The sequence below is a fragment of the Duganella violaceipulchra genome (assembly GCF_019166075.1).
GTDB classification, from domain to species: domain Bacteria; phylum Pseudomonadota; class Gammaproteobacteria; order Burkholderiales; family Burkholderiaceae_D; genus Rugamonas; species Rugamonas violaceipulchra.
Map to the genome: position 1 here is coordinate 146,509 of NZ_JAHTGR010000007.1, position 22,476 is coordinate 168,984.

Here is a 22,476-nt window from a genome sequence, read left to right on the forward strand (position 1 = left end):
CCTTTACGGCCAGATCGCCTTGAGCACGGCGGCCAGGTTGTAGCCGCCCTGGATCAGCTGGGTCTTGGCGGCCGCGGAGCTGGGCACGGGATAATCGTCCGGCACCGTCAGCGCCCAGACGTTGAACACTTCCCCATTCTTGCCGGTCTGCTGGCCGACGGCGCCGGCCGACACGCCGCTGTGCGCCAGCTTGGCGACCGCCAGCGACTGGTCGGCCCAGGCATACGGCCAGGCGATCGGATCGCCGTCGTAGCTAATCACCGCAGGCTTGCCGGCGATGGCCAGCTGCGCAAACTCCTGCGGCGAGCGCGCGGCGACGCGGCGGAAGACATAACTCACCACCGTGGTGTCCCAATACGAATGGAACGGCCGCGTGGTCTGCGGTGCGCTCGGCGGCGCGGCCGGCGCAGCCGGAATCAGCCGCGCGCTGACGGCGCTTAACTTGACATCGTCCAGCAGCAGGTCGTTGCCGCCGCGCGCGTCGAACATATTGACCGCGTCGACTTGGGCCTGCGTCTGCGGCACCACGAAGGCGCCGTTCCTGTCCACGAACGCAGCGCCCACATGCAGCGGCTGCACCACGTCGCCGGCCAAATGGGTCAGGATCAGCAGCGCCTGGCGCGGCGTGAAGCCGTGCGGGTTGCTGACTTTGTCGCCCTTGCCCTGCAAGGTGGCGATGCACTGCTTCAGCGTCTGCACGATATCGTTGTTGGCGGTGCCGGCGTCGTGGTCGTGGTAGTGCTGGTTCTGGAACGGCACGTCGGTGTAGTGGTATTCGGCGTGCCGCGGATTGGCGGCCACGTAGGCCAGCATCTCCTCGTTCTGCGGGCCGCAATACGTGCCTTTGACGCAGTCAGCCCAGATGGCGACCTTCTCCAGGCTCTCGCCCGGCAGCAGCAAGGCCTTCACGCGCTGCTCGGCGTTGCTGCCCTGGATCAGCTGGTCGGCGATGGCGCCGACGGCGCGGTGGCCGTCATTGCCCCATGCGTGGGCGTTGAACGAGACGAAGGCGCCGCTCAGCGCCACGGTCAAAACAAGCTTCTTCATTCAGGGCTGCCCTTGGCCGGTTTAGGGTATTTTTTGTTGATGTCCAGCGCCTGCGCATACTGCGAGCTCCAGGTCTGCTCGTGCAGCGCGGCCAGGCGCTGCGCCATCTTCTCGTTGCGCATCACCACTTCCAGGTTGCGCGACAAATCGAAGTAGCCGCCGCTCCAGTTGCTGGTGCCGACCCAGGCCACCTGGTTGTCGATCACCATGGTCTTGCTGTGGATGACGCGCGCGAACGGAATGAAGCCGCTGCTGGCGGTCGGCAGCGTGACCACGCGGATCTCGACGTTGGGCAGCACCGCCAGGCTTTTCAGGTAGACCAGCGGCAGTTCTTCCAGGTTCCAGTTCGACACCATCAGCTTGATCTTGACGCCGCGGTTGGCGGCGGCGCGCACCGCGTTATCGATCACGGCGTAATAAGGACGCGTGCCTTTCGGGCCGTAGCTCAGCGGCGCGTAGTCCAGCAGCTGCACCCGCACCTCGCTCTTGGCTTCGGCCAGCAGCGCCGGCAGGCCCGCCTCGGAATCGCCGACGCCGGCCGGATTGAACTGGTTAGGGCTGGACAGCAGGAAGGCGCTTTGATGAATGTCCGGCGTGGTCGCCTTGACGTTCAGCGCCGGCGTCACCAGGCCCTGCGCGGCGATCGCCTGCGCGCGCCAGTCCTGGTTGAACACCGCCTGCACCTGGCCGACGATCTTCGCATCGGTGATGCGCAGGCCGGTCTCGTGGATATGCTCGAACGAGCGCCAGTCGAAGTTCTGGCTGCCGATGTAGGCGATGGCGCCATCGACCACCATGTACTTGGCGTGCAGGATGCCGTTGCCGGTCAGCTTGTTGAAGTCGATGATGCGCAGTTCCAGGTTGGGGATCGCCTTGAGCTGCTCGATGGTGGCCTTGTCCGACAGGCCCACGCCCTTCTGGTCCAGCAGGAAGCGGATCTTGACACCGCGCTTGCCGGCCGCCGCCAGGCGCTCCACCACTTTATTGAAGACGCTGCCCTCATGGCCGACCACGTAGAACTGGCCCAACACGATCTCGCTTTTGGCCCCGTCGAACAACTCGCTCCAGACGGTGGCAGGGTCGCGCAGGTCGCTGCTGTGGAGCGGCGTCTCCACCGGCGCGGTCTGCACCAGTTCAAAACCGGGGATGGAAAACTCGGCGCGCGCAGGGGCGGCCGACGCCAGCAGGGCTGGCAGTAAAACGGAAAGTAAAACGCGACGCATGGTGACTCCTAAGGTTGTTGCAGGCGCTTGATGCGGCCCTGTGTTTCGCTGCGGCCGGCCGGCTTGCCAAATTGCTCGCGCTGGGTCAGATAATCGGTCAGGGCGTCGATGTCGCGGATGTTGGTCTCGGCGCGGTTGCTGCCCAGGGTGAAGGCCGGGAAGGCGTCGCCGCCCTCGGCCAGGAAGTTGTTGACCACCACGCGGTAGGAGGTGCCGTTCTCGATCGGCACGCCGTGCAGCGTCAGGCTGTCGGGCAGCACTTTGCCGCCCTCGCCACGGCGCCGGTCCCAGACGTAGCTGAAGCCGTCGGACACTTGCAGCAGGCCGCGCGTGATATCGCGGCCGCCGTGCCATTGCTGCTCCAGCAGGTCGCGGATCTGCGCGCCGCGCAGGTTCATCACCACCAGCGAATTCGTGTACGGCAGCGCCGCCAGCAGCTGGCTGACGTTGACGCGGTTGCCGGCGCTGGTGTCGAGGTCATGTCGCAACGAGCCGTTGTTGACGAAGGCGATCTGCGCGCCGTAGGGACGGCCCGCCGCCAGCGTGGCGTCGGTGACCAGGTCGCCCAGCGCGGATTCGCCGTCGTCCTGCTTTTCGCGCGGCACGCTGGGCACCGCCAGCGCCGCCACCGGGCGCGCCAGCGCACTGGCGCTCAGGTCGCGGACTTTTTTCAGGTAGGCGTCCAGCGCCGGATTGGCCGGCCAGCTACCGGGGATCATCACTTCCTGCCTGGCGCTGACGTCGCGCAGCGTGTTGCTGGCGGTATCGACGGTAAGACGGATGCGCGACAGCACGTGGCCGCCCATGTCGGACTGCGTCACCAGGCGGCCATCCACGCGGCACAGGTAGCCGCGATGCGAATGGCCGCTGACCACCAGCCGGATCGCCGGATCGAGGCGCTTGACCACGTCGACGATCGGGCCGGTCAGATGGCTGCATTCCTGCTGGTCGAATTTGTCGATGGTGCGGCCGCCCTGGTGGATCAGCACCACGAACACGCCCACGCCCTGCTTGCGCAGTTCCGGCAGCTGACGGTTGATGGCGTCCGCCTCGTCGACGAAGTCCAGGCCGGCGATGCCGGAGGCAGGCGCCTTCTCGGTGGCTTCGCGCAGCACCGCGCCGATGAAGCCGATCTTGACGCCGTGCGCCTGCTCGATCTTGTAGGCCGGCAGCAGCGGCTTTTTGGTCACCATGTCGATGACGTTGGCGGCCAGGTACTGGAACTGCGCGCCGCCGTAGGGATTCTCGAATTTGCAGGCCTTGTCGGCGCGCGGCGACTTGCAGCCGCCGCGCTGCTGACGCAGCAGCTCGACGCGGCCGGCGTCGAACTCATGGTTGCCGACCGAGCTGGCGCGCAGCCCCAGCAAGTCCATCGCGCCGATGGTGGGCTCGTCGGCCCACATCGACGAGATCGCGGGACTGGCGCCAATCAGGTCGCCGGCGCCGACCAACAGCAGCTCGGGGTCCTGCTTGCGCCACGCCTGCAGCGCCGCGCCCAGCGTGTCGATGCCGCCGGCGACGATGGTGCGTTCGCCGGAAGCATGGGCGCTGTCGAGCACATATTTGCTTGCCTCGATATTGCCGTGGAAATCGTTCAGCGTGACCAGTTCGATCTCGGCCGTTCCAGGCTGCGGGCGGAGCCACGCACAGCCGGCCAGCGCGGCAGCCAGCACGACGCCAGCCGCGGGACTCAGGTATTTTTTCATTGCATGCTGCTCGGAAGGAAGTGGGTATCTTACAGGGCAAACGGCCGGTCGACGCCGCTCTCGGCTGGATGAAATAGTATGTTACACGTTCAAGAAAAAAAGACGGCTGATGTCGCCATCAGCCGTCTTTTTTTTAGCACTGTCGGCTATGTCGCGACGAGCTTAGAACTCGTACTTGACGGTAGCCTGGATGGCCCACTGGGACTCGCCTTTAACCTGGCGAACGTCCAGGGTTTCCACGGCGTCGCGGACTTTGTAGACGTACTTGCCGCTGGCGTCCAGGCCGACGTAGTCGACGAAGCTGCGAGCCTGTGCGCCCGAAGGCTGGAAGCCCACTTCATTGATACGGCCCCATTTCTTGTTCAGCAGATTGCCGAAGTTGAAGATGTCCAGGGTGAACGATGCCTTGTTGTTCTTGAACAGGCCTGGGATTTCCTGCGACAGACGGACGTCGAAGGTGTTGGTCCATGGCGAGAAGTCGGTGTTGCGACCGACAACGCCGCCAGCGGCTTGCTTCAGAATCTTGTTGCTGTTGACCACGGACCAGAACTTGTCTTCGTTGGCATGGTTGGTCGCGGTGTCGCCCGAGAACACCACCTGGCCCGAACCTGGCGCCGAAGGGATGAACATCAGGTCGTTGCCGGCCAGGCCGTCGCCGTTCAAGTCGTTGTTGATGGTCCAGCTGTATGGCTTACCGGCGCGGCCTTCATAGAACATGCCGACGGTGGTCTTGTACGAACCGAAGAAACGCTTCTGGAAGTTGATCAGCGCGTTAATACGGTCCTTCACCAGGTAGCTCGAGTTGGCGTTGACGTCTTCGTTCGGATTGAACACCGAACGGCCGCTGTAGTTCGAGCTCGAGGTCGACGAGGTCAGGCCCGACACTTCTTTTGCATCGGTGTAGGTGTAAGCCACCGACCACGACAGGCCGTTGGTCATCGGACGGCTCAGCGACAGGGTGGCCAGGCTGCTGCCGCCCTTGCCGGTGCCGGTCGCTACCAGCACGTTGGTGTAGGACGCGTTGCTCAGCGCTTTGGCGCGGTTGCCGGTACAGGTGCCACCGGTGGTCACCGCAGTGCCAGTAGCGGACCAGCAGGCAGCGTTGTAACCCTGGGACGTGTAGTACAGCTCACGACCATCGGTACCGATCTTGGTGGCTGCGCCCAAATTCTCGTTGCGGTAGTAAATCGCATCCTTGGCCGTGGTCCGCAGGTACTCCACGCCCATCACCAGGCCATACCATGGCAGTTCGGTATCGAAGGCGATGTTGCTCTTCCAGACCGATGGCTGCTTCAGGCCAGGCGCCAACACGTCAACCGCCGCAGCAGGCGCTGCGCCGGAGAAGTTGACCGGTTGCTTGTTGATGTCGGTGCTGAAGGTGCCGCCGGTGGTCGGGCACGCGCCAAACGACGAAGTGCCGCAACCGACGCTGCGGGTCAGCACGCCAGGATTGGAGAACGGGTTGGACAGCCACACGGTCGCTGCCGCGCCCTGGAACAGGCCCATGCCGCCGCGTACCTGCATCTGGCGCGGGCTGTCGAAGGTGTAGTTGAAGCCAACGCGCGGCTGCCATACATTCTGGCCGTCGAAGGTGTTGGTGTTGTCCAGACCGAAGCCGCCGGTCTGGCGTGCGCCGGTTACAGGGTTGCCTGCAACCATAGGCGCGGCCACCGCATCGTTGCGGGCAGGACGGTCGCTGACGCGGGTCGCGTCCATGCGCACGCCGTAGCTCACGGTCAGGCGAGGGTTCACGGTCCAGGTGTCCTGGACGAAGGCGCCGTAGTCTTTCATGCTGAACTGCGACACGGCTTGATCCAGCGTGTGGCCATCAAGCGCGACCTGGGTCGTGTACGACGACGGACGGCCGGTCTTGAAGTTTTCCAGCACGGCTTGTTCGATCTGGCCGGCGTTGGCCTTGCCGCAATCGAGGGACTTGCCGCCCAGGAAGGCATACGTCCAGTTGTTCTGGCACGAGAAGGTGTAGTTGCCCCAGACGTTTTGCAGGAAGGCGTTGTACACGTCGTTCTTGGTGTAGTCGCCGCCGAATTTGACTTCGTGGTCGCCCAGCGACCAGTTGGCGCCCAGGTAGGCGTCCTTGGTCTTGGTGCCCAGAATGTTGCGCTGGCGGCTGTTGTCGGTGCCGAAGTTCAGCGTGCGCGAGGTGGTCGGTACATTGGCCGGGGTGCCGTCCGGGGTCGGACCAGTGATGCTCAGGCCGATCAGCGGCAGTTGCGAATTGAGCTTGGGAATACTGTCGTAGTCGCGCGAGGAGACCTTGAACTCGGTCGAGAAGTTCGGGGTCCAGTCGGCGGTCCACTGGCCGACCAGGGTTTCGATGGTCTTGCCCTGCGAGAACCACTCGGAGTTGAGCGACAGGCCGGTAGCGCTCATGCCGGTGAATTGCGGCTCAGCTTGCTTGGTCTTGGAGTAGCGGAACATCGCGCGATGGTTGTCGTTGATGTTCCAATCGACCTTGACCAGGCTGTCGTCGACGGTCAGCTGCGAACCGGTGGCCTGGCTGAAGTCGCCGGTGTCGAAACCGTAGGTGTTCTTGGCGATGGCGGTGGCCGAAGCGATGGTCGACGGCGCGATGCCGACGTTGGTCGCAGGGCTGCCGATCGGACCGAACGCCGGCGCGGTACGGGTCGATTCCAGCTTCTCGTAGGCGGCGAAGATGAACAGCTTGTCTTTGATCAGCGGGCCACCGACGGTGGCGCCCTTGGTGGTTTCCTTGAACGGCGCCGGCGCGAAATAGGTGTCGGTGGCGTTGTTGTAGCGGTCGCCAACCAGGCGGTCGTTACGGAACACGTAGTAGACGCTGCCCTTGACGGTGTTGGTACCGGACTTGGTCACGGCGTTGATGTTGCCGCCGGTGTAGCCCTTCTGGGTGACGTCGTAGTTGGCGACGTTGACCTGCACCGACTGGATCGCTTCGATCGAGATCGGCTGCTTGGCGGTCGGGGAACCGTTCGATTCCAGGCCGAAAGTGTCGTTGACGGCCACGCCGTCGATGGTCAGCGAGTTGTAGCGCGAGTTCTGGCCGGCCACGGACATTTCGCCGCGTTCCTTGTCGGTCTGCGAAACGCGCGGATCGGAACGGGCGTAGTCTTGCAGGTTGCGGTTGATCGAACCCTGGATCGCCAGTTCGGTCGCGGTGATGCTGGTGCCGGCGCCCATGGTGGTCTTCGAGAATTTATCCGAACGGCCGCCGGCGGTGCCGGCGATGGTCACGGTTTGCATCTGCGCGCCCAGGGTGGCGTCCACGCTGGCGGTCTCGGCCAGCTGGATGTACACGCCTTCGCGTTTCTCGACGATGCCGTCTTTGGTGATGGTGATCGTGTACGGACCGCCGGTGCGCAGGCCGCGCTGAACATAACGGCCTTCCGCATCGGTGACTACGCTGCTCACGGTGCCCGACTCGACGTGCACGATGGACACGGTGGCGCCAGCGGCTGGCTTGCCGTCCGCTACCGAAATCCGGCCGCCGATGGCCGAAGTGGTGTTCTGTGCAAAGGCCGGTGCCGCCGCTAGCGCGATAGACAGGCTGAGCGCGATTTGCGTCAGCTTGAGCCGTTTATGATTGATCATTGTATAACCCCAAATTAGACTAATAGTTATTCGGAACCCTTGCTGGTGGCAGGTATTCCCTCTTTACGATTGCTGCAAACCGATTTATCCCCCAAAGCTCAGCGCGCCAAGGGCAGCGGGTGAGTGTAAGGGCGAAATATGTCAGGGCCATGACGTGCTTATGACAACTTGATGACATCCGCACGGGCGCGGTGAGCGCCCCGTCCGCCGGCTTTGCTACCTGATGGTTGAACTTTGAGAAAAGCAATAATCTTGCTTTTTTGGATCATTTCATCCAACTATGCATTAAGGAAAATTGTCTGACAAATACGATTTAATTTATGAATTTAGACGTTATATATATAAATAGGTGGAATCGTGTTTGACGTCAACGTTGCAGACGGTCAATAAAAGCGATAGGGCGGAATTATAAGTCAGCCCCCGTTGAATGAAATCTTTTCATTGCCAAAATGGCAGAAAGCCCGAGGACGCCCACTAATTTCTGTAGCTTGGTCGCCACATAATTGAGCGTCCGTGGAATTTATGACAAGGGACGAACGCCGCTGCCGGGGGAGGTTTTTTTTGTAACAAAGCCGGGCGCCTGTGGGCTCAACGCCACAAGCGCCCGGCGCGGGCACCGCTTAGCGCGCTGCGCCCGCCTGCGAGGCGGCGATGGCCGCTTCGAATTTAGCGAACTTGCCGTCCAATGCCTTCAATAAGCGTTGTTTATCGGCATCAGCCAGGAAGGAATAGCGGATGCTGTCGTAGGACAGTTTCTTGATCTCGGCATAACCCGGCTTGTAGCGGGCGGCGTACAGCACGTACTCGCCGGACAGGTTGTTGCGCGACACGCCGGCATCGTCGGTCGACAGCACGAACGGCACGCCGTATTTGCGGTACAGGGTGACCGGGTGGGCCTCGCCCTTGACGCCCAGGATGAACTGGTTGCTGGTCAGGTTGACCTCGACGGCGATCTGCTTGTCGTGCATTTTTTTCATGATCGCCAGCGAGTCGGTCTCGTGGGCGATGTCGATGCCGTGGCCGATGCGGCTGGCTCCGGCAACGTCAATGGCGTCCTTGATGTGGAAGGTCAGGCCTTCCGGCGGCACCACGCCCAGCGCCAATTCACCCGCATGCAGCGCCAGTTTTACGCCCGGATGTTTGGATTTCAGGAATTTATACATCTGCATGTGCAGCGCGTAGTCGTGCATCGAAACGTAGACGCTCTCCTGGCCGACGATGTTGACGCCGACGATCTTCGGATTCGACAAGGCCAGCTTGAAGCTCGACACCATTTGCGAAAACACCTGCGACGGCGTCAGGAAGCGCAGCGCGAACGGCTGGTAGCGCAGCGTGAAGTTGGCGTCGTCGATGCCGGCGCCGGCGGTGTCGATGTTTTTCAGGTAAGCGCTGATCCAGCCCTGGAACGCGCCGTTGGTGTCCAGCGTGGCGGCGTAGGCTGCCAGGTCGGCGTCGGTGATGGCGCCGGCGGCGGCTTTCTGGTCGAACGCGGCGTCCTGCGCCATCGGCGCGATTTCATAAATGGTCTCGATGTAGCCCAGGTTTTCCTGGATGGCGCGCTGTTTCAGGCGCAGCAGGCCGTCGGCCGCGTTGGTCGAGGCCACCGCGTTGAAGTAGCCGAAGGTGTCGAAGAACTGACGGTCCGGCGGCGACTGCAGCGCGCCGTGGTTATAGAAATCCTTGTCGGACCAGCGCTGCAACAGGTTGGCCAGCACGGTGTTATTGTTCATCACGTCCTGGCCGGACAGGCAGACGCGGTCGGCCAGCGGCTTGGCCTGTTCGGTGGTGGTGTCGGCCTTGTTGGTGTCGATCTGGTAGGTGACCTTGTTGACGCAGTAGCCTTCCTTGTCCACCCACTCCAGGTACTGCTCGGCGTAGATCGCGCCCGAGTAGTGATGGTGCAGGTCGCCCCCCTTGGGCATCATGGTCAGGAACATCGTCAGCTCGGCCGTCTTTGGCTCCGGGCCCGAGACCAGCGCGGCGAACTGGCGCTTGGTGATCTCTTCGTTGCTGGCCGCTTGCGCGCCGTGCGGCAAGGCGCAGAACAGGGCGGCGGCAAGGGCGGCGGCCTTCAGGCTGGCGATTTTATTTTGCATGTATCTTCCAATGTGAATTAAGTCATTACGCGGGCATGCACCTGACGGCCGGCCGCATAGGTCGCGGCCACCGCACGGTCGTCGCCCAGCAGGGCCAGCGCGAACAGCAGTTCTTCCAGGCTCTCGCCACGCGCGGTGCGCCGTTGCAGCAGCGGCGTGGCCTGCGGATCGAGCACGATGAAATCCGCCTCGGCGCCGGCGGCGAAATTGCCGATCGTGCCTTCGAGCTGCATGCTGCGGGCGGCGCCCAGGGTGGCCAGGTAGAACATCCGCAGGGCCGGCAGGTAACTGCCCTTCAGTCGCGCTACTTTATAGGCTTCATTCATCGTTTGCAACATCGAGAACGAAGTGCCGCCGCCCACATCGGTCGCCAGCGACAGCAGCACGCCCGCCTGGTCCGCGCGTTCGAAGTCGAACAGGCCGCTGCCGAGGAACAGGTTGGAGCTCGGGCAGATGGCGGCGGCCGACTGCGTTTGCGCCATGCGGACGCGGTCCTGTTCATTGAGCCAGATGCAGTGGCCGTACATGGCGCGCGGGCGCAGCATGCCGTAGCTGTCGTAGACGTCGATGTAGCTGCGCGAGGCCGGGAACAGCTCGCGCACCCACGCGCATTCGGCCTCGTTCTCGGAGACGTGGGTCTGGATATAGGTGTCGGGATAGGCGCGCGCCAGTTCGCCAGCCAGTCGCAGCTGTTCCCCGGTGGAGGTGGGCGCGAAGCGCGGCGTGATCGCGTACAGCGCGCGGCCGCGCTTGTGCCAGCGCCGGATCAGCGCCTCGGTGTCGCGGGCGCTCGATTCGGCGGTATCGCGCAGGAACTCGGGGCAGTTCCGGTCCATCATCACTTTCCCCGCCACCATGCGCAGGCCGCGCTGCTCGCTGGCGGCGAAGAAGGCGTCCACCGATTGCGGATGCACGGTGCAGTAGACCATGGCGGTGGTGGTGCCGCAACGTAGCAGCTCGTCGAGGAAAAAGTCGGCCACGCCGGCGGCGTGGGCCGGGTCTTCGAACTGGCGCTCGGTCGGGAAGGTGTAGGTTTCCAGCCAGGGCAGCAGGCCTTCCGACGGCGAGGCGATCATGTCGGTCTGCGGGTAGTGGACGTGGGTGTCGATAAAGCCGGGCAGCAGCAGCTTGCCGCTGTAGTCGTGCAGCTCGGCGCCGGGCGGCAGCGTGGCGCGCAGCGCGGCGTAGTCGCCGGCCGCCTGCACCTTGCCGCCGGCGACGATCAGCAGGCCGTCCTCATGCCACACGTGCGACTGCGCGCTGAACGCCGGATCGGCGACAAAGTGCAGCAAGCTGCCGCGGTAGGCTTGCAAGTTGTTAGGCATGGCGATGTCCCGAAGAGGAATGCTGATTCTAGCGCGAAGCGACCAGGCGCACCGGCGCGTTTGTGGTGACAGCCGCGGCGGCGTTTTCGAGGACGGCGATTTGCTGCGCCTCCCACACCATCAGCAATTGCGCGCAGACGGAGGCGGCGATCGCGGCGGGCAGCTTGTTGGTGATGCCGGCGATGCCGATCGGGCAGACCATGGCGGCGATGCGCTCTTCCGGCAGGCCGCGCGCGGCCATGCGGCGCTCGAACTGCACGCGCTTGGTCTTGGAGCCGATCAGGCCGAACCAGCCGACGTCGGCGCGGGCCAGGATCGCCTCGCTGAGGCGCTGGTCCAGCGCGTGGCTGTGGGTCATCACCAGATAGCTTGCGCCGGCGGGTGCGGCGGCCACCAGCGCTTCCGGCGCGTCGGTGGCTTCGACGGTGACGTTGGCCGGTATCGTTGACGGAAACATGTCCTCGCGCTCGTCGATCCAGCTGACGGTGCACGGCAGCTCGCCCAGCATGCGGACGATGGCCGCGCCGACGTGGCCGGCGCCGAACAGCAGCAGATGCGCGCGCGGAGCGAGGCAGGGATCTGCCAGCCAGCGGCGGCCTGCGGTGTCGCGCAGGATGTGGGTGCCGCGCTGGCGGTCGATGGCGGGGAACGCCGGACCGAAGGCGGCGGCGGAAACATCGCCCGCGCCGGCGACCACCGCGCCGTCCGCATCCAGCAGCAGCGAGACCGGCGTGCCGTCGATGGCGCTGAGGCGCCAACTGTCTTCGCGCCAGCGCTTGCGCAGGCTGGCCATGACGTCGGCCAGCGCGGTATCGATCAGTTCAAATGCGAGGTGCACGACGCCGCCGCAGCACTGGCCCAGTGTCGGGCCGAGCGCGTACCGCTCCAGCCGCGCGTGCACGCCCTCGCCTGTCGCGGCGGCGTTTTTCAACATGCTGCGGCCGACATCGACCGCGCACATCTCCAGGTGACCGCCGCCAATGGTGTCGACCTGGCCGCCAGCCGTGACCAGCATGCGGGCGCCGGGTTCGCGCGGGCCGGAGCCCTCGACGATCGCCACCGTCACCAGCACCGCCGGTTCCGCCATCACAGTTGCCAGCCACTCGTTCATGTCAATATCCTCAGGCCGCGAATTCGACCGCGGCCACGGCGCGCAGGATCTCCTCGCTGGTTGCCGGAGCGTTCAGCGGAGGATTGACGCGGTGTCCGCCGACTGCGGAAATCGCATCGCGGATCGCGAAGAACACCGAGAACGGCAGCAGCAACGGCGGCTCGCCGACAGCCTTGGAGCGGTGGATGCTGTCCTCGACGTTGCCGTTGTCGAACAGCCGCACGCGGAAGTCCTCCGGGCAGTCGGACACGCCGGGAATCTTGTACGTTGAAGGCGCGTGCGTCATCAGCTTGCCCGCCGGGTTCCACCACAGCTGCTCGGTGGTCAGCCAGCCCATGCCCTGGATGAAGGCGCCTTCCACCTGACCGAGGTCAATGGCGGGATTGAGCGAACGGCCGGCGTCGTACAAGGCGTCCGCGCGCAGCAGCTTCCATTCGCCGGTGAGCGTATCGACCACCACTTCGGAAACGGCGGCGCCGTAGGCGTAGTACGAGAACGGATGGCCGTTCATGGTCTTCGGGTCCCAGTGCAGGCCAGGCGTGGCGTAGAAGCCGTCGGACCACAGCTGGACCCGTGCCAGATAAGCCTTCTGCACCAGTTCAGCGAACGGCACCGCGTGGCCGTTCACATGCACCGCGTTGTTGAAGAACTGCACCGGCACGCCATCATCGTCGCCATACAGCTTGATGGCGAAGGCGGCAAGGCGCTCGCGGATCTGGCGCGCGGCGTCCTGCGCCGCCTTGCCGTTCAAGTCGGCACCGGTAGAGGCGGCCGTCGCCGAGGTGTTGGCGACCTTGCTGGTGTCGGTGGCGGTGGCGCGCACGTGATCCAGGTCGAGGCCCAGTTCATGCGCCACCACCTGCATCACCTTGGTGTTGATGCCCTGCCCCATCTCCGTGCCGCCATGATTGACCAGCACGGAGCCGTCCACATACACGTGCACCAGCGCGCCGGCCTGATTCAGGTGCGTGACATTGAAGGCGATGCCGAACTTCAGCGGCGTCAGCGCCAGCCCTTTCTTCAGCACCGGGCTGGTGGCGTTGTAGGCTTCGACAGCGGTGCGACGGGCGCGGTATTCGCTGGTTTGTTCCAGCTCCGCCGTCAGCGCCTCGATGACGTTGTCGACAACCTCCTGGCCGTAGGGCGTGACGTTGCGCTCGGTCTTGCCGTAGAAATTCAGGCGGCGGATATCCAGCGCGTCGCGTCCCAGGTTGCGGGCGATTTCGTCGACGATGTATTCGATGGCGATCGCGCCCTGCGGGCCGCCGAAGCCACGGAAGGCGGTGTTCGACTGCGTGTTGGTCTTGCCGCAGCCGGCGCGGATATCCACGTCCGACAGGTAGTAGGTGTTATCGAAGTGGCAGACCGCGCGCGTGGCCACGGGGCCGGACAAGTCCGCCGAGAAGCCGGAGCGCAAGGTCATGTCAACCTTGGCGGCGAGGATCTTGCCGCTGTCGTCGTAGCCGACTTCGTATTCGTAGAAGAAGCAATGGCGCTTGCCGGTGACGAGCATGTCGTCGTCACGGTCGGCGCGCAGCTTGACCGGGCGGCGCAGTTTGGCCGCCGCGATGCTGGCCGAAGCCGCCCACAAGGCCGATTGCGATTCCTTGCCGCCGAAACCGCCGCCCATGCGGCGGCACTCGACCAACACCTTGTGCGCATGCACGCCCAGCGCATGCGCCACCACGTGCTGCATCTCGCTCGGGTGCTGCGTGGAGCACTGCACCAGCATGCCGTGATCTTCCTTCGGGATCGCATAGGCGATCTGCCCTTCCAGGTAGAACTGCTCCTGGCCGCCGACAAACAGCTGGCCCTTGACGACATTGGGCGCCTGCTCGAACGCGGCCTGGTAATCGCCGCGCTTGAGCTGCATCGGCGGCAGCACATACGATTGCGCGGCCTTGGCTTGCTGCGGCGTGAAGATGGCCGGCAGTTCGTCGTAGCCGATCACGGCGCGGCGCGCGGCGCGGCGGGCGTTGTCGTGGGTATCGGCGACGACGATGAAGATCGGCTGGCCGACATACATCACCTCGCCCGCACTCAGGATAGGGTCGTCATGGATGATCGGACCACAATCGTTGGTGCCGACGATATCTTCAGCGGTGTAGACCGCCACCACGCCGGGCGAATTGCGCACCGGCGCCAGGTCCATCGCGTTGATGCGCGCATGGGCCTTGGACGACAGGCCCAGCGCCGCGTGCAGCGTGCCTTGCAGCTCGGGGATGTCGTCGGTGTAGGTGGCCTGGCCGAGCACATGCAGCTCGGCCGATTCGTGCGGACGGGCGACGCCGACCGCCTTCCACGCTTGCGCGGCGAGCAGCGAGGGAGCGACTGGTTGATTCATGATGGCTCCTTTCAGGCGCGGCAGGCGAAGGCGTTGACGGCATCGGCCGCCAAGGGCGCGTCGGCGCGGGTTTCGAACCAGAAGCGGCGCAACAGGTTTTGCGCCGTCTGCATGCGGTAGGTGCTGGAGGCGCGCATGTCCGACAGCGGCGCAAAGTCCTGCGCCAGCATGTCCATCGCCACGCGCAGGTTGGCTTCGCTCCAGCTCAGGCCCGTCAACGCAGCTTCGGCGCGGGCGGCGCGGCGCGGCGTGGCGGCCATGCCGCCGAAGGCGATGCGGGCCTCGACGATAAGGTCGCCATCGAGCTTGAACGCGAACGCGGCGCAGACGGCCGAGATATCCTGGTCGAAGCGCTTGGCCAGTTTGTAGGTGCGGAACTGCACGCCCGCGCGCGGCACGGGCACGCGCACGGCGGCCACGAATTCGTCGGGCCGCATGTCTTTTTTCTGATAGTCGAGATAGAACGCTTCCAGCGGCATCACGCGCTCGCCGGCCGGTCCGCGCAGCACCACGTCGCTGCCGACGGCTATCATCCACGGCATCGAATCGCCGATCGGCGAACCGTTGGCGACGTTGCCGCCGAGGGTGCCGGCGTTACGGATCGGCAGCGACGCGAAGCGCTGCCACATCTCGCCCAATTGTGACGGATACAGGCGGCACAAGGCCTCGTACGCGTCGTTGAGCGATACGCCGGCACCGATGTGCAGCATGCCGTCCGCCTCGCTGACGGTTTGCAGCGCGCTGACATGGCCGAGATAAATGATGTCGCCAAGTTCGCGCATCTGTTTGGTGACCCACAGGCCGACGTCGGTGGAACCCGACAGCAGCGTGGCTTTCGGATGCGCGGCGCGCAGAGCCACCAGTTCATCCAAAGTACGCGGCGCGTGGAAGGTCTGGCCGTGCGCACTGTAGCTGGCGCCGGCGTCGCGCTGCAGGGCGCGCAGCTGTTCGGTCAACGCCGCGCGGTCGAAGCCGACTTTCGGCAGTTCGGTCATGCGGTGCGCGGCTTCGATAATCGGACGGTAGCCGGTGCAACGGCACAGGTTACCGGACAGGCAATCGTCGATCTCCTTGCGCTGCGCGGGCTGGCCGTCCGGGTTGCTATCACGGCGGAGGTACATGCCCCACAGCGACATGACGAAGCCCGGCGTGCAGAAACCGCACTGCGAACCGTGGCATTCCACCATCGCCAGCTGCACCGGGTGCAGCGCGCCGTCCGGCTGCTGCAGGTCTTCCACGGTGAACAGCGCCTTGCCGTCGAGCGTGGGCGCGAACTGGATGCAGGAGTTCACGGCTTTCATTTCCAGCTGGCCTTCGGCATTCAGGCTGCCGACCACCACGGTGCAGGCGCCGCAATCGCCTTCGGCGCAGCCTTCCTTGGTGCCGGTGCAATGCAAGTCCTCGCGCAGATGCTGGAGCACGGTGCGCGTGGGTGCGGCGCCGGAGATTTCCTGGACTGCGCCGCGGTAGTAAAAACGTATCGGTTCTGACATCCTGGCCTCAAGCTGCGAATGGATGGGTTTTGCGCCAATGTTCGGCGATATCGATGCGACGGGTGATCCACACATTATCGTGCTTTTGCACGTAGTCGAGGAAGCGCGCCAACGCCGCGGCGCGCGCCGGGCGGCCGACGATGCGGCAGTGCAGGCCGATCGACAGCATCTTCGGCTGATTCAGGCCGTCCGGGTCGCCCTCGGCATACAGAACGTCGAAGGCGTCCTTCAGGTAGTCGAAGAACTGCGTGCCCGAGTTGAAGCCTTGCGCGGCGGCGAAGCGCATGTCGTTGGTGTCGAGCGTGTACGGCACGATCAGCTGCGGCGCGACGGCGGCCTTGCCCTCTGCATCAGTGTAGTCGACCTTTTGCCAGAATGGCAGGTCGTCGCTGTAGTTGTCGGCGTCGTAGCGGAAGCCGCCGTGCTCCACCACCAGGCGCTTGGTCTGCGGCGAATCGCGGCCGGTGTACCAGCCCTGCGGCGCGCTGCCGGTCAACTCGCGAATGATCTGCACCGCTTCCTTCATGTGGGCGCGCTCGGTGGCTTCGTCCATGTTTTGATAGGAGATCCAGCGCAGGCCGTGGCAGGCGATTTCGTGGCCCAGTTCCTGGAAGGCGGACACCGCTTCCGGGTGCCGCTTGAGCGCCATCGCCACGCCGAAGATCGTCAACGGCAGCTTGCGTTCCTCGAACATGCGCAGCAGGCGCCACAAGCCGGCGCGCGAGCCGTACTCGTAGATCGATTCCATGCTCAGGTGGCGGTTGCTGAAGGAGGCGGCGCCGATGATCTCGGACAGGAAGGTCTCCGATCCGGCATCGCCGTGCAGCACGTTGTTCTCGCCGCCCTCTTCGTAGTTGAGGACGAATTGCAGGGCGACGCGGGCCCGGTTGGGCCACTGGGCGTGAGGCGGTTTCGGGCCGTAGCCGATCAGGTCGCGCGGGTAGTTGTCGTAGGTGGTCATGGGCGCAGGCTAGTTAGTCTATGAGGAATATATCTGCAATCATATATGCGTAGAACGGCATCGGTATATGATTTGTCCAATAGATACTTATTACCTACCGATATAGGACTTACCATGGGCAAGCTTAGTACACACGTTCTCGATATCACCGTCGGCAAACCGGGCGTCGGCGTCAAGGTGGCCTTGTACGCCGTCACGGCGCAGGGCCGCGAGTTGCTGAAATCCGACGTCACCAACGCCGACGGCCGCTGCGCCGCGCCGCTGCTGGAAGGCGCCACCATGAAGCCGGGGAAGTATGAGCTGGTGTTCGGCGCCGGCGCCTACTTCGCGGCGCAGGGCGTGGACCTGCCGGAGCCGCGTTTTATCGACGAAGTGACGCTGGCCTTCGGCATCGCCAGCGCCGACCAGAACTACCACGTGCCGCTGGTCGTTTCGCCGTGGGCGTATTCGACTTATCGCGGCAGCTGATTACCTGGGTTTGCCGAGGTACTTGGCGAAGAAGGTTTCCATGCGCTGATAGACCTCGGCCTGGTTGGCGGTGTCGTAGAAGCCGTGGCCTTCGTAGTCCACGTAATACCATTCCGGCGGATGACCGACCTTCTCCAGCGCCTCCTTCATCATGAAGGCATGCTCCTTGGGTGCGGTCTTGTCCTTGCCGCCGTGGATCAGCAACACGCCGGCCTTGATGGCGGCGGCCTGGCGCGTGGGTGAAAACCTGGCCAGCTCCGCCGCCTCTTCGCCGACGTAACGCTTGTAGGTATTGGCGACCCGCTCAAGGAGTTTCGCGCGGTCCTCCTTGTGTATCAGCGGCAGCTCGTAAATGCCGGCGTAGCCTACGGCGCACTTGAACAGGTCGGGTTCGCGCGCGGCCAGCATCAGCGCCGCGTAGCCGCCGAAGCTGACGCCGTACGCGCACATGCGCGTCGCATCGACCTTGCCCTGGCCTACCGCCCACTGCACGCCATCCACCAGGTCATCCATGATCTTGCCTCCCCATTGGCGATAGCCGGCGATCCTGAACTTGTCGCCGCGTCCACCGGAGCCGCGATAGTTCACTTGCAGTACCGCATAGCCACGGCTAGCCAGGAACTGCGCATCGGTGTCGAAATACCAGCTATCGAATTCACCATGCGGGCCGCCATGCGGAAGCAGGATCAGTGGCGGCTTTTGGTCGCCTTGGGCTACCGGCATCGTCAGATAACCGTCAATCCGCAGGCCGTCGCGCGCCGTAAAGCTGATCGGCTGGCGCGCCGCCATGGCATCCGGATCGATCGCGGCTTTATAGGTCAGTAGCAGGTCGGCTTTATTTGTTTTGCGGTCATACAGATAGACCACGCCGGGATCGCGGTCGCTGCGCACCGTCGCCAGCAGCGTGTTGCCGTCGTCGGTGGCGCCGGCCAGCGTGACGGTCGCGTCCGGGAACTGGGCGCTCAGGTCCCGGTGCAGAACCGCATCCGGATGGGATGGATCGAGATAGATCATGCGCGGCCGGCCGGAACTGGTGAATACGCCTATCGGCAGCGCGCGGCTGGAACCATACATCAAGCCGCCCAGGCTACCTCGCGCATCCTCCGCGATAACCGTACGCTGGCCGGTGGCCACGTTCTGGCGCACCAGCTTCTCCTCCCCGCCATTCTCCGAATACCTTCCGATGAATTCTTTGTCGTCGGCGCTGAATGCCTTCGGGAATAGCTGCGTGCCTTTGGGCTGCGTCACGACAGTCCATTTTTGCGCGACATCGTCAAAGTGCCAGAGCTGCTGGTAGTCCTCCTTGTCCGTCCCGCGAGCGTAGGCTGGCTTTCCATCATTTCGTATGACAAAGCCTGCATTCTGCGATGGCAACTCGGTCACCAGCTTGCGGATCGCATTGCGGCTATCGAAATCGTAAAGCGCGCTGTATTCACGGTCCCACGGATAGCTGCCGATCTGCACATGACTATTGCGCACCGTCGGTAACTTGACCACCGTGGCATACGCCCAGTCGTTGCCATAACGCGCGTTCTGCTTGGACAGCGTCAGCATCTGGTAGCCGTGCATATAGATCTGGTGCGTGCCGTCATAATCCATCGCCACGATTTCGCCGGTCGCCTGTGGGCGCTCGCGGGTACCGACCTCCTCCCCCTCCTCCACGACCAGACGGCTGTTGCTGGACCAGTGATAGGCGAGCGGCACGATGAACAGCGGCATGCGCACCGTGCTTTCCGGCTGCATGCCCGGCAAGCTGTAGAACGACAGCATCGGCACCGTGCGCGCGCCGACCGGCACCCGCACGGTCACCGCCAGATGCTTGCCGTCGGGCGAGATTTGCGGGTTGTAGTACTGCTCTTCCTGCACGAAAGCCTGGATCGGGATCGGCGCGGGCCCAGCACCGTGCGCTAACAGCGGCAATACGGCGCATGTCGCGCTGGCCAGCATTGTTTTCATTTATTGCCCCGGTATCTTTTGATTTCCAAAAATACTACCATGCTTGACAAGCTTGTAAAAAAATAACAATTGGAGAGAATTCAGCCGCGCCAGTCGCGCATCGGCTAAGATGCCCGCACTATGACTGGAACTCATTCGGCGCTGACTGCGTCCTTTCTACAACAAGCCGTGGAACTGCATCAACAGGGCCAACTGCAGCCGGCGCAGGCGCTGTACCGCCAGGTGCTGGAACTCGACCCGCGCCAATTCGACGCGCTGCACCTGCTGGGCGTGATCGCCCGCCAGCAGGGCGACGCTCAGGCGGCCATCACGCTGATCTCGCACGCGATCGCGGTCGACGGCGCCCAGGCCAAGGCCCACTGCAATCTGGGCGTGGCGCTGCTCGATGCCGGCCGCGCCGACGAGGCGCTGGCCAGCCACGAGCGCGCCATCGCCCTGCAAGCCGACTACGCCATGGCCTGGAGCAATCGCGGCAACGCGCTGCGGCGGCTGGGGCGGCTCGATGATGCACTGCTGAGCTACCAGCGCGCGCTGGCGATCCAGCCCTCCTACGCCGAAGCCCATTGCAACCGCGCCATCGTGTTGCAGGACCAGGGCCGCTACCTCGACGCGCTGGGCGCGGCGGAAGACGCGCTGCATCTTAAAGACCGCAACGCCGACGCCTGGTTCGCGCGCGGCAACGCACTGCACTGCCTGCGCCTGCTGCCGGAGGCGGTGGAGAGCTTCGACCGCGCCATCCATCTGCGGCCGCAATGGGCCGAGGCCTACAACGGCCAAGGCGCGGCGCTGCAGCGGCTGGGCATCTTCGACGCCGCGCTGGACAGCTACGACCAGGCGCTGGCGCTCAAGCCGGACTACGCGCTGGCCCACTACGCGCGCGGCAACACGCTGCGCTCGATGCAGCGCAAGGACGAGGCCATCGCCGCCTACCGCGCCGCGCTGGCGCATGGCGACAATCCCGAAACCATCGCCTTCGCGCTGGCCTCGCTCGGCGTGGGCGACACGCCCGCCGTGCTGCCGGCCGACTACGTACGCTCGCTGTTCGACCAGTACGCCAACCACTTCGACCAGCATCTGGTGGAAGTGCTGGATTACCAGACGCCATCGTATCTGGATCGGCTGATCCGCCGCACCGTCGCTGCCGATCAATTGGACACGCTGGACCTGGGCTGCGGCACCGGCCTGTGCGGACCGTACCTGAAAGCCTACTCGCGCAGCCTGGCGGGCGTCGACCTGTCGCAGCAGATGCTGGACAAGGCCGCCGAGCGCCAGCTGTACGACAGCCTCGCGCGCGACGACCTGGTGAGCTATCTGGACGGCCAGCACGACGCCTGGGACCTGGCTGTGGCGGCCGACGTCTTCGTCTACATCGGCGACCTGGCGCCAGTCTTCACGGGCGTACACCGTGCCTTGCGCGCAGGCGGCCACTTCTGCTTCACGGTCGAAGCGGGCGACGGCGCCGACTTCGTGCTGCGCCCATCGAACCGCTACGCCCACACGCAGGCCTACATCGAACGCCTGGCCGCCGCGACCGGCTTCCAGCTCAAGGCCGCCGAAGCGCTGACGGCCCGCCAGGAAAACGGCGCCCCCACCGCCGCCCTGGCCATCATGTTGCAAAAACCCGGGGGTCAAGTCTGACATTCGGACACGCGCTCAGCCGTATGCGGCCGCAACGGTTGGGTTCGTGTCCGAATGTCAGACTTGACCCCCAGCTAAGATAGGCAAACTTGCATGCAAGCCGGGCTTGCCTTAGAATCCGAAGCTCTGTGGCCGCGTGTTGGGCCATGCCGTCTGGGCCGGTGCAGTGATCAGGCCGACCAGTTTCCCATGCATGATTCTTTACGGTGACCCTTGGATACCGTGCCGTTTTGGGCGCAACTGCTTGCGCTCGCCCTCCTGATACTGTGCTCGGCCTTCTTCGCCATGGCCGAAACCGCCCTGATGGCGGCCAACCGCTATCGCCTGCGCCATATGGCCAAGCGCGGCAGCCGCAGCGCCATCACCACCCTGTGGCTGCTCGACCGCACCGATAAGCTGCTGTCGCTGGTGCTGATCGCCAATACGCTGATCAACGCCATGGCCACCGCGCTGGTCACCGCCATCGCCATCCAGTCCTTCGGCCATGACGACAACGTCATCACCATCTCCACCGGCGTGGTGGCCTTCCTGCTGATCGTGTTCGCCGAGATTTCCCCCAAGGTCATCGGCGCCACCTTCCCGGAACGCATCGCCCTGCCCACCAGCATGGTGCTGAAACCGCTGATGACCCTGGCCAAGCCGGTGATCTGGTTCGTCAACCTGTTCGTCACGCTGGTGCTCAAGCTGTTCCGCATCAAGGCCGGCGCCCACGCGCACGAGGCGCGCCTGTCGCCGGAAGAGCTGCGCTCGATCGTGCTCGAAGGCGGCAACTTCATCCCGCAAAAGCACAAGAGCATCCTGCTCAACCTGTTCGACCTGGAGACCATCTCGGTCGAGGACATCATGACGCCGCGCTCGCAGATCGAGGCGCTGAACCTGGAATTGACGGTCGACGAGATCAAGCGCGAGCTGACCACCTGCTACCACAACAAGCTGCCCGTCTACGAAGGCGAGATCAACCGCATCATCGGCATCCTGCACGTGCGCAAGGCGGTGGCGCTGCTGAACCAGGAAGACGAGCTGACGGTCGAGCATTTCCGCGAGCTGCTGAGCACGCCCTACTTCATCCCGCAGGACACCGGCGTGTTCACCCAGCTGCAGTACTTCCAGGAGAACAAAGAACGGCTGGGCATCATCGTCGACGAGTACGGCGAGGTGCAGGGCCTGGTCACGCTGGACGATATCATCGAGGAAATGATCGGTGAATTTACGACATCGATGCCGGGCGCGGCCCGCGCCGACAGCTTCGGCTGGACCGAGCAGGGCGAGTGCCTGCTGGAGGGCGCGACCGCGCTGCGCGACATCAACAAGCGCCTCGGCCTGAACTTCCCGCTGGACGGCCCCAAGACCCTGAACGGCCTGATGCTGGAACTGTTGCAAGAAATTCCAGACGCGCCGATCAGCATCAAAGTGGCCAACTGCATCATCGAAGTGGTGCAGGTGCACGACCAGGCGATCAAAGTCGTCAAATTGATACGGCCCGCCGCCAAGCGGGCGCACTAATCCGCGCGCTCCTGCGG

General features: G+C 64.3%; 14 protein-coding genes. 3 read left to right on the plus strand and 11 right to left on the minus strand.

Translation table 11 applies throughout. The features are described 5' to 3' along the window. Positions 1-3: 3 nt before the first annotated feature. The 10 genes from KVP70_RS14940 to puuE form a co-directional block, all read right to left on the minus strand. On the minus strand, positions 4-1,047 hold the full coding sequence (locus tag KVP70_RS14940; protein WP_217943016.1) for a S1/P1 nuclease: 1,044 nt from the start codon (positions 1,045-1,047) through the stop codon (positions 4-6). Further along, positions 1,044-2,270: a phospholipase D-like domain-containing protein gene (locus KVP70_RS14945; protein WP_217943017.1), complete on the minus strand. Its 1,227-nt coding sequence runs from the start codon at positions 2,268-2,270 to the stop codon at positions 1,044-1,046. The genes KVP70_RS14940 and KVP70_RS14945 overlap by 4 nt, the downstream gene beginning before the upstream one ends. 8 nt (positions 2,271-2,278) lie before the next feature. After that, on the minus strand, positions 2,279-3,976 hold the full coding sequence (locus tag KVP70_RS14950) for a bifunctional metallophosphatase/5'-nucleotidase (protein WP_217943018.1): 1,698 nt from the start codon (positions 3,974-3,976) through the stop codon (positions 2,279-2,281). Between the two features lie 162 nt (positions 3,977-4,138). Further along, positions 4,139-7,564 carry a TonB-dependent receptor gene (locus tag KVP70_RS14955; RefSeq protein ID WP_217943019.1) on the minus strand — a complete coding sequence of 1,142 codons (3,426 nt, stop codon included), beginning with the start codon at positions 7,562-7,564 and terminating at the stop codon, positions 4,139-4,141. A 620-nt stretch (positions 7,565-8,184) separates the two neighbouring features. Next, positions 8,185-9,660, minus strand: a complete 1,476-nt coding sequence (locus tag KVP70_RS14960; RefSeq protein WP_217943020.1) for an adenosine deaminase family protein — start codon at positions 9,658-9,660, stop codon at positions 8,185-8,187. A 17-nt stretch (positions 9,661-9,677) separates the two neighbouring features. Then, positions 9,678-10,985, minus strand: coding sequence for a guanine deaminase (gene guaD, locus KVP70_RS14965; RefSeq protein ID WP_217943021.1), 1,308 nt, complete (start codon positions 10,983-10,985; stop codon positions 9,678-9,680). A 28-nt stretch (positions 10,986-11,013) separates the two neighbouring features. Further along, on the minus strand, positions 11,014-12,096 hold the full coding sequence (gene xdhC, locus KVP70_RS14970) for a xanthine dehydrogenase accessory protein XdhC (protein ID WP_217943022.1): 1,083 nt from the start codon (positions 12,094-12,096) through the stop codon (positions 11,014-11,016). Between the two features lie 10 nt (positions 12,097-12,106). Further along, positions 12,107-14,440 (minus strand): xanthine dehydrogenase molybdopterin binding subunit, encoded by a 2,334-nt coding sequence (gene xdhB / locus KVP70_RS14975; RefSeq protein WP_217943023.1) that lies wholly within the window; start codon positions 14,438-14,440, stop codon positions 12,107-12,109. An 11-nt stretch (positions 14,441-14,451) separates the two neighbouring features. Further along, complete coding sequence (xdhA, locus tag KVP70_RS14980; RefSeq protein WP_217943024.1) at positions 14,452-15,933, minus strand: xanthine dehydrogenase small subunit; 1,482 nt, start codon at positions 15,931-15,933, stop codon at positions 14,452-14,454. A gap of 7 nt (positions 15,934-15,940) precedes the next feature. Next, the gene (puuE, locus tag KVP70_RS14985) at positions 15,941-16,894 is read right to left on the minus strand and encodes an allantoinase PuuE (RefSeq protein WP_217943025.1); all 954 of its coding nucleotides are present in this window, start codon (positions 16,892-16,894) and stop codon (positions 15,941-15,943) included. Positions 16,895-17,008: 114 nt separating this feature from the next. Between puuE and uraH the strand changes: the two genes are divergently transcribed. Next, positions 17,009-17,362 (plus strand): hydroxyisourate hydrolase, encoded by a 354-nt coding sequence (gene uraH, locus KVP70_RS14990; protein WP_217943026.1) that lies wholly within the window; start codon positions 17,009-17,011, stop codon positions 17,360-17,362. On the opposite strand, the gene KVP70_RS14995 is transcribed toward uraH, so the two are convergent. Then, positions 17,363-19,318: an alpha/beta hydrolase family protein gene (locus KVP70_RS14995; RefSeq protein WP_217943027.1), complete on the minus strand. Its 1,956-nt coding sequence runs from the start codon at positions 19,316-19,318 to the stop codon at positions 17,363-17,365. It abuts the gene before it with no gap. 168 nt (positions 19,319-19,486) lie between these two features. Here KVP70_RS14995 and KVP70_RS15000 point away from each other — a divergent pair, with 168 nt between their 5' ends. Both KVP70_RS15000 and KVP70_RS15005 read left to right on the plus strand, forming a co-directional pair. Beyond that, positions 19,487-20,956, plus strand: coding sequence for a tetratricopeptide repeat protein (locus KVP70_RS15000; protein WP_262311780.1), 1,470 nt, complete (start codon positions 19,487-19,489; stop codon positions 20,954-20,956). A 213-nt stretch (positions 20,957-21,169) separates the two neighbouring features. Next, complete coding sequence (locus tag KVP70_RS15005) at positions 21,170-22,459, plus strand: HlyC/CorC family transporter (protein ID WP_217943029.1); 1,290 nt, start codon at positions 21,170-21,172, stop codon at positions 22,457-22,459. Positions 22,460-22,476: the final 17 nt, after the last annotated feature.

Coding starts and splice junctions, on each gene's coding strand:
- KVP70_RS14940 (WP_217943016.1), bottom strand. CDS start 1,047: ATGAAGAAGCTTGTTTTGACCGTGGCGCTGAGCGGCGCCTTCGTCTCG.
- KVP70_RS14945 (WP_217943017.1), bottom strand. CDS start 2,270: ATGCGTCGCGTTTTACTTTCCGTTTTACTGCCAGCCCTGCTGGCGTCG.
- KVP70_RS14950 (WP_217943018.1), bottom strand. CDS start 3,976: ATGAAAAAATACCTGAGTCCCGCGGCTGGCGTCGTGCTGGCTGCCGCG.
- KVP70_RS14955 (WP_217943019.1), bottom strand. CDS start 7,564: ATGATCAATCATAAACGGCTCAAGCTGACGCAAATCGCGCTCAGCCTG.
- KVP70_RS14960 (WP_217943020.1), bottom strand. CDS start 9,660: ATGCAAAATAAAATCGCCAGCCTGAAGGCCGCCGCCCTTGCCGCCGCC.
- guaD (WP_217943021.1), bottom strand. CDS start 10,985: ATGCCTAACAACTTGCAAGCCTACCGCGGCAGCTTGCTGCACTTTGTC.
- xdhC (WP_217943022.1), bottom strand. CDS start 12,096: ATGAACGAGTGGCTGGCAACTGTGATGGCGGAACCGGCGGTGCTGGTG.
- xdhB (WP_217943023.1), bottom strand. CDS start 14,440: ATGAATCAACCAGTCGCTCCCTCGCTGCTCGCCGCGCAAGCGTGGAAG.
- xdhA (WP_217943024.1), bottom strand. CDS start 15,933: ATGTCAGAACCGATACGTTTTTACTACCGCGGCGCAGTCCAGGAAATC.
- puuE (WP_217943025.1), bottom strand. CDS start 16,894: ATGACCACCTACGACAACTACCCGCGCGACCTGATCGGCTACGGCCCG.
- uraH (WP_217943026.1), top strand. CDS start 17,009: ATGGGCAAGCTTAGTACACACGTTCTCGATATCACCGTCGGCAAACCG.
- KVP70_RS14995 (WP_217943027.1), bottom strand. CDS start 19,318: ATGAAAACAATGCTGGCCAGCGCGACATGCGCCGTATTGCCGCTGTTA.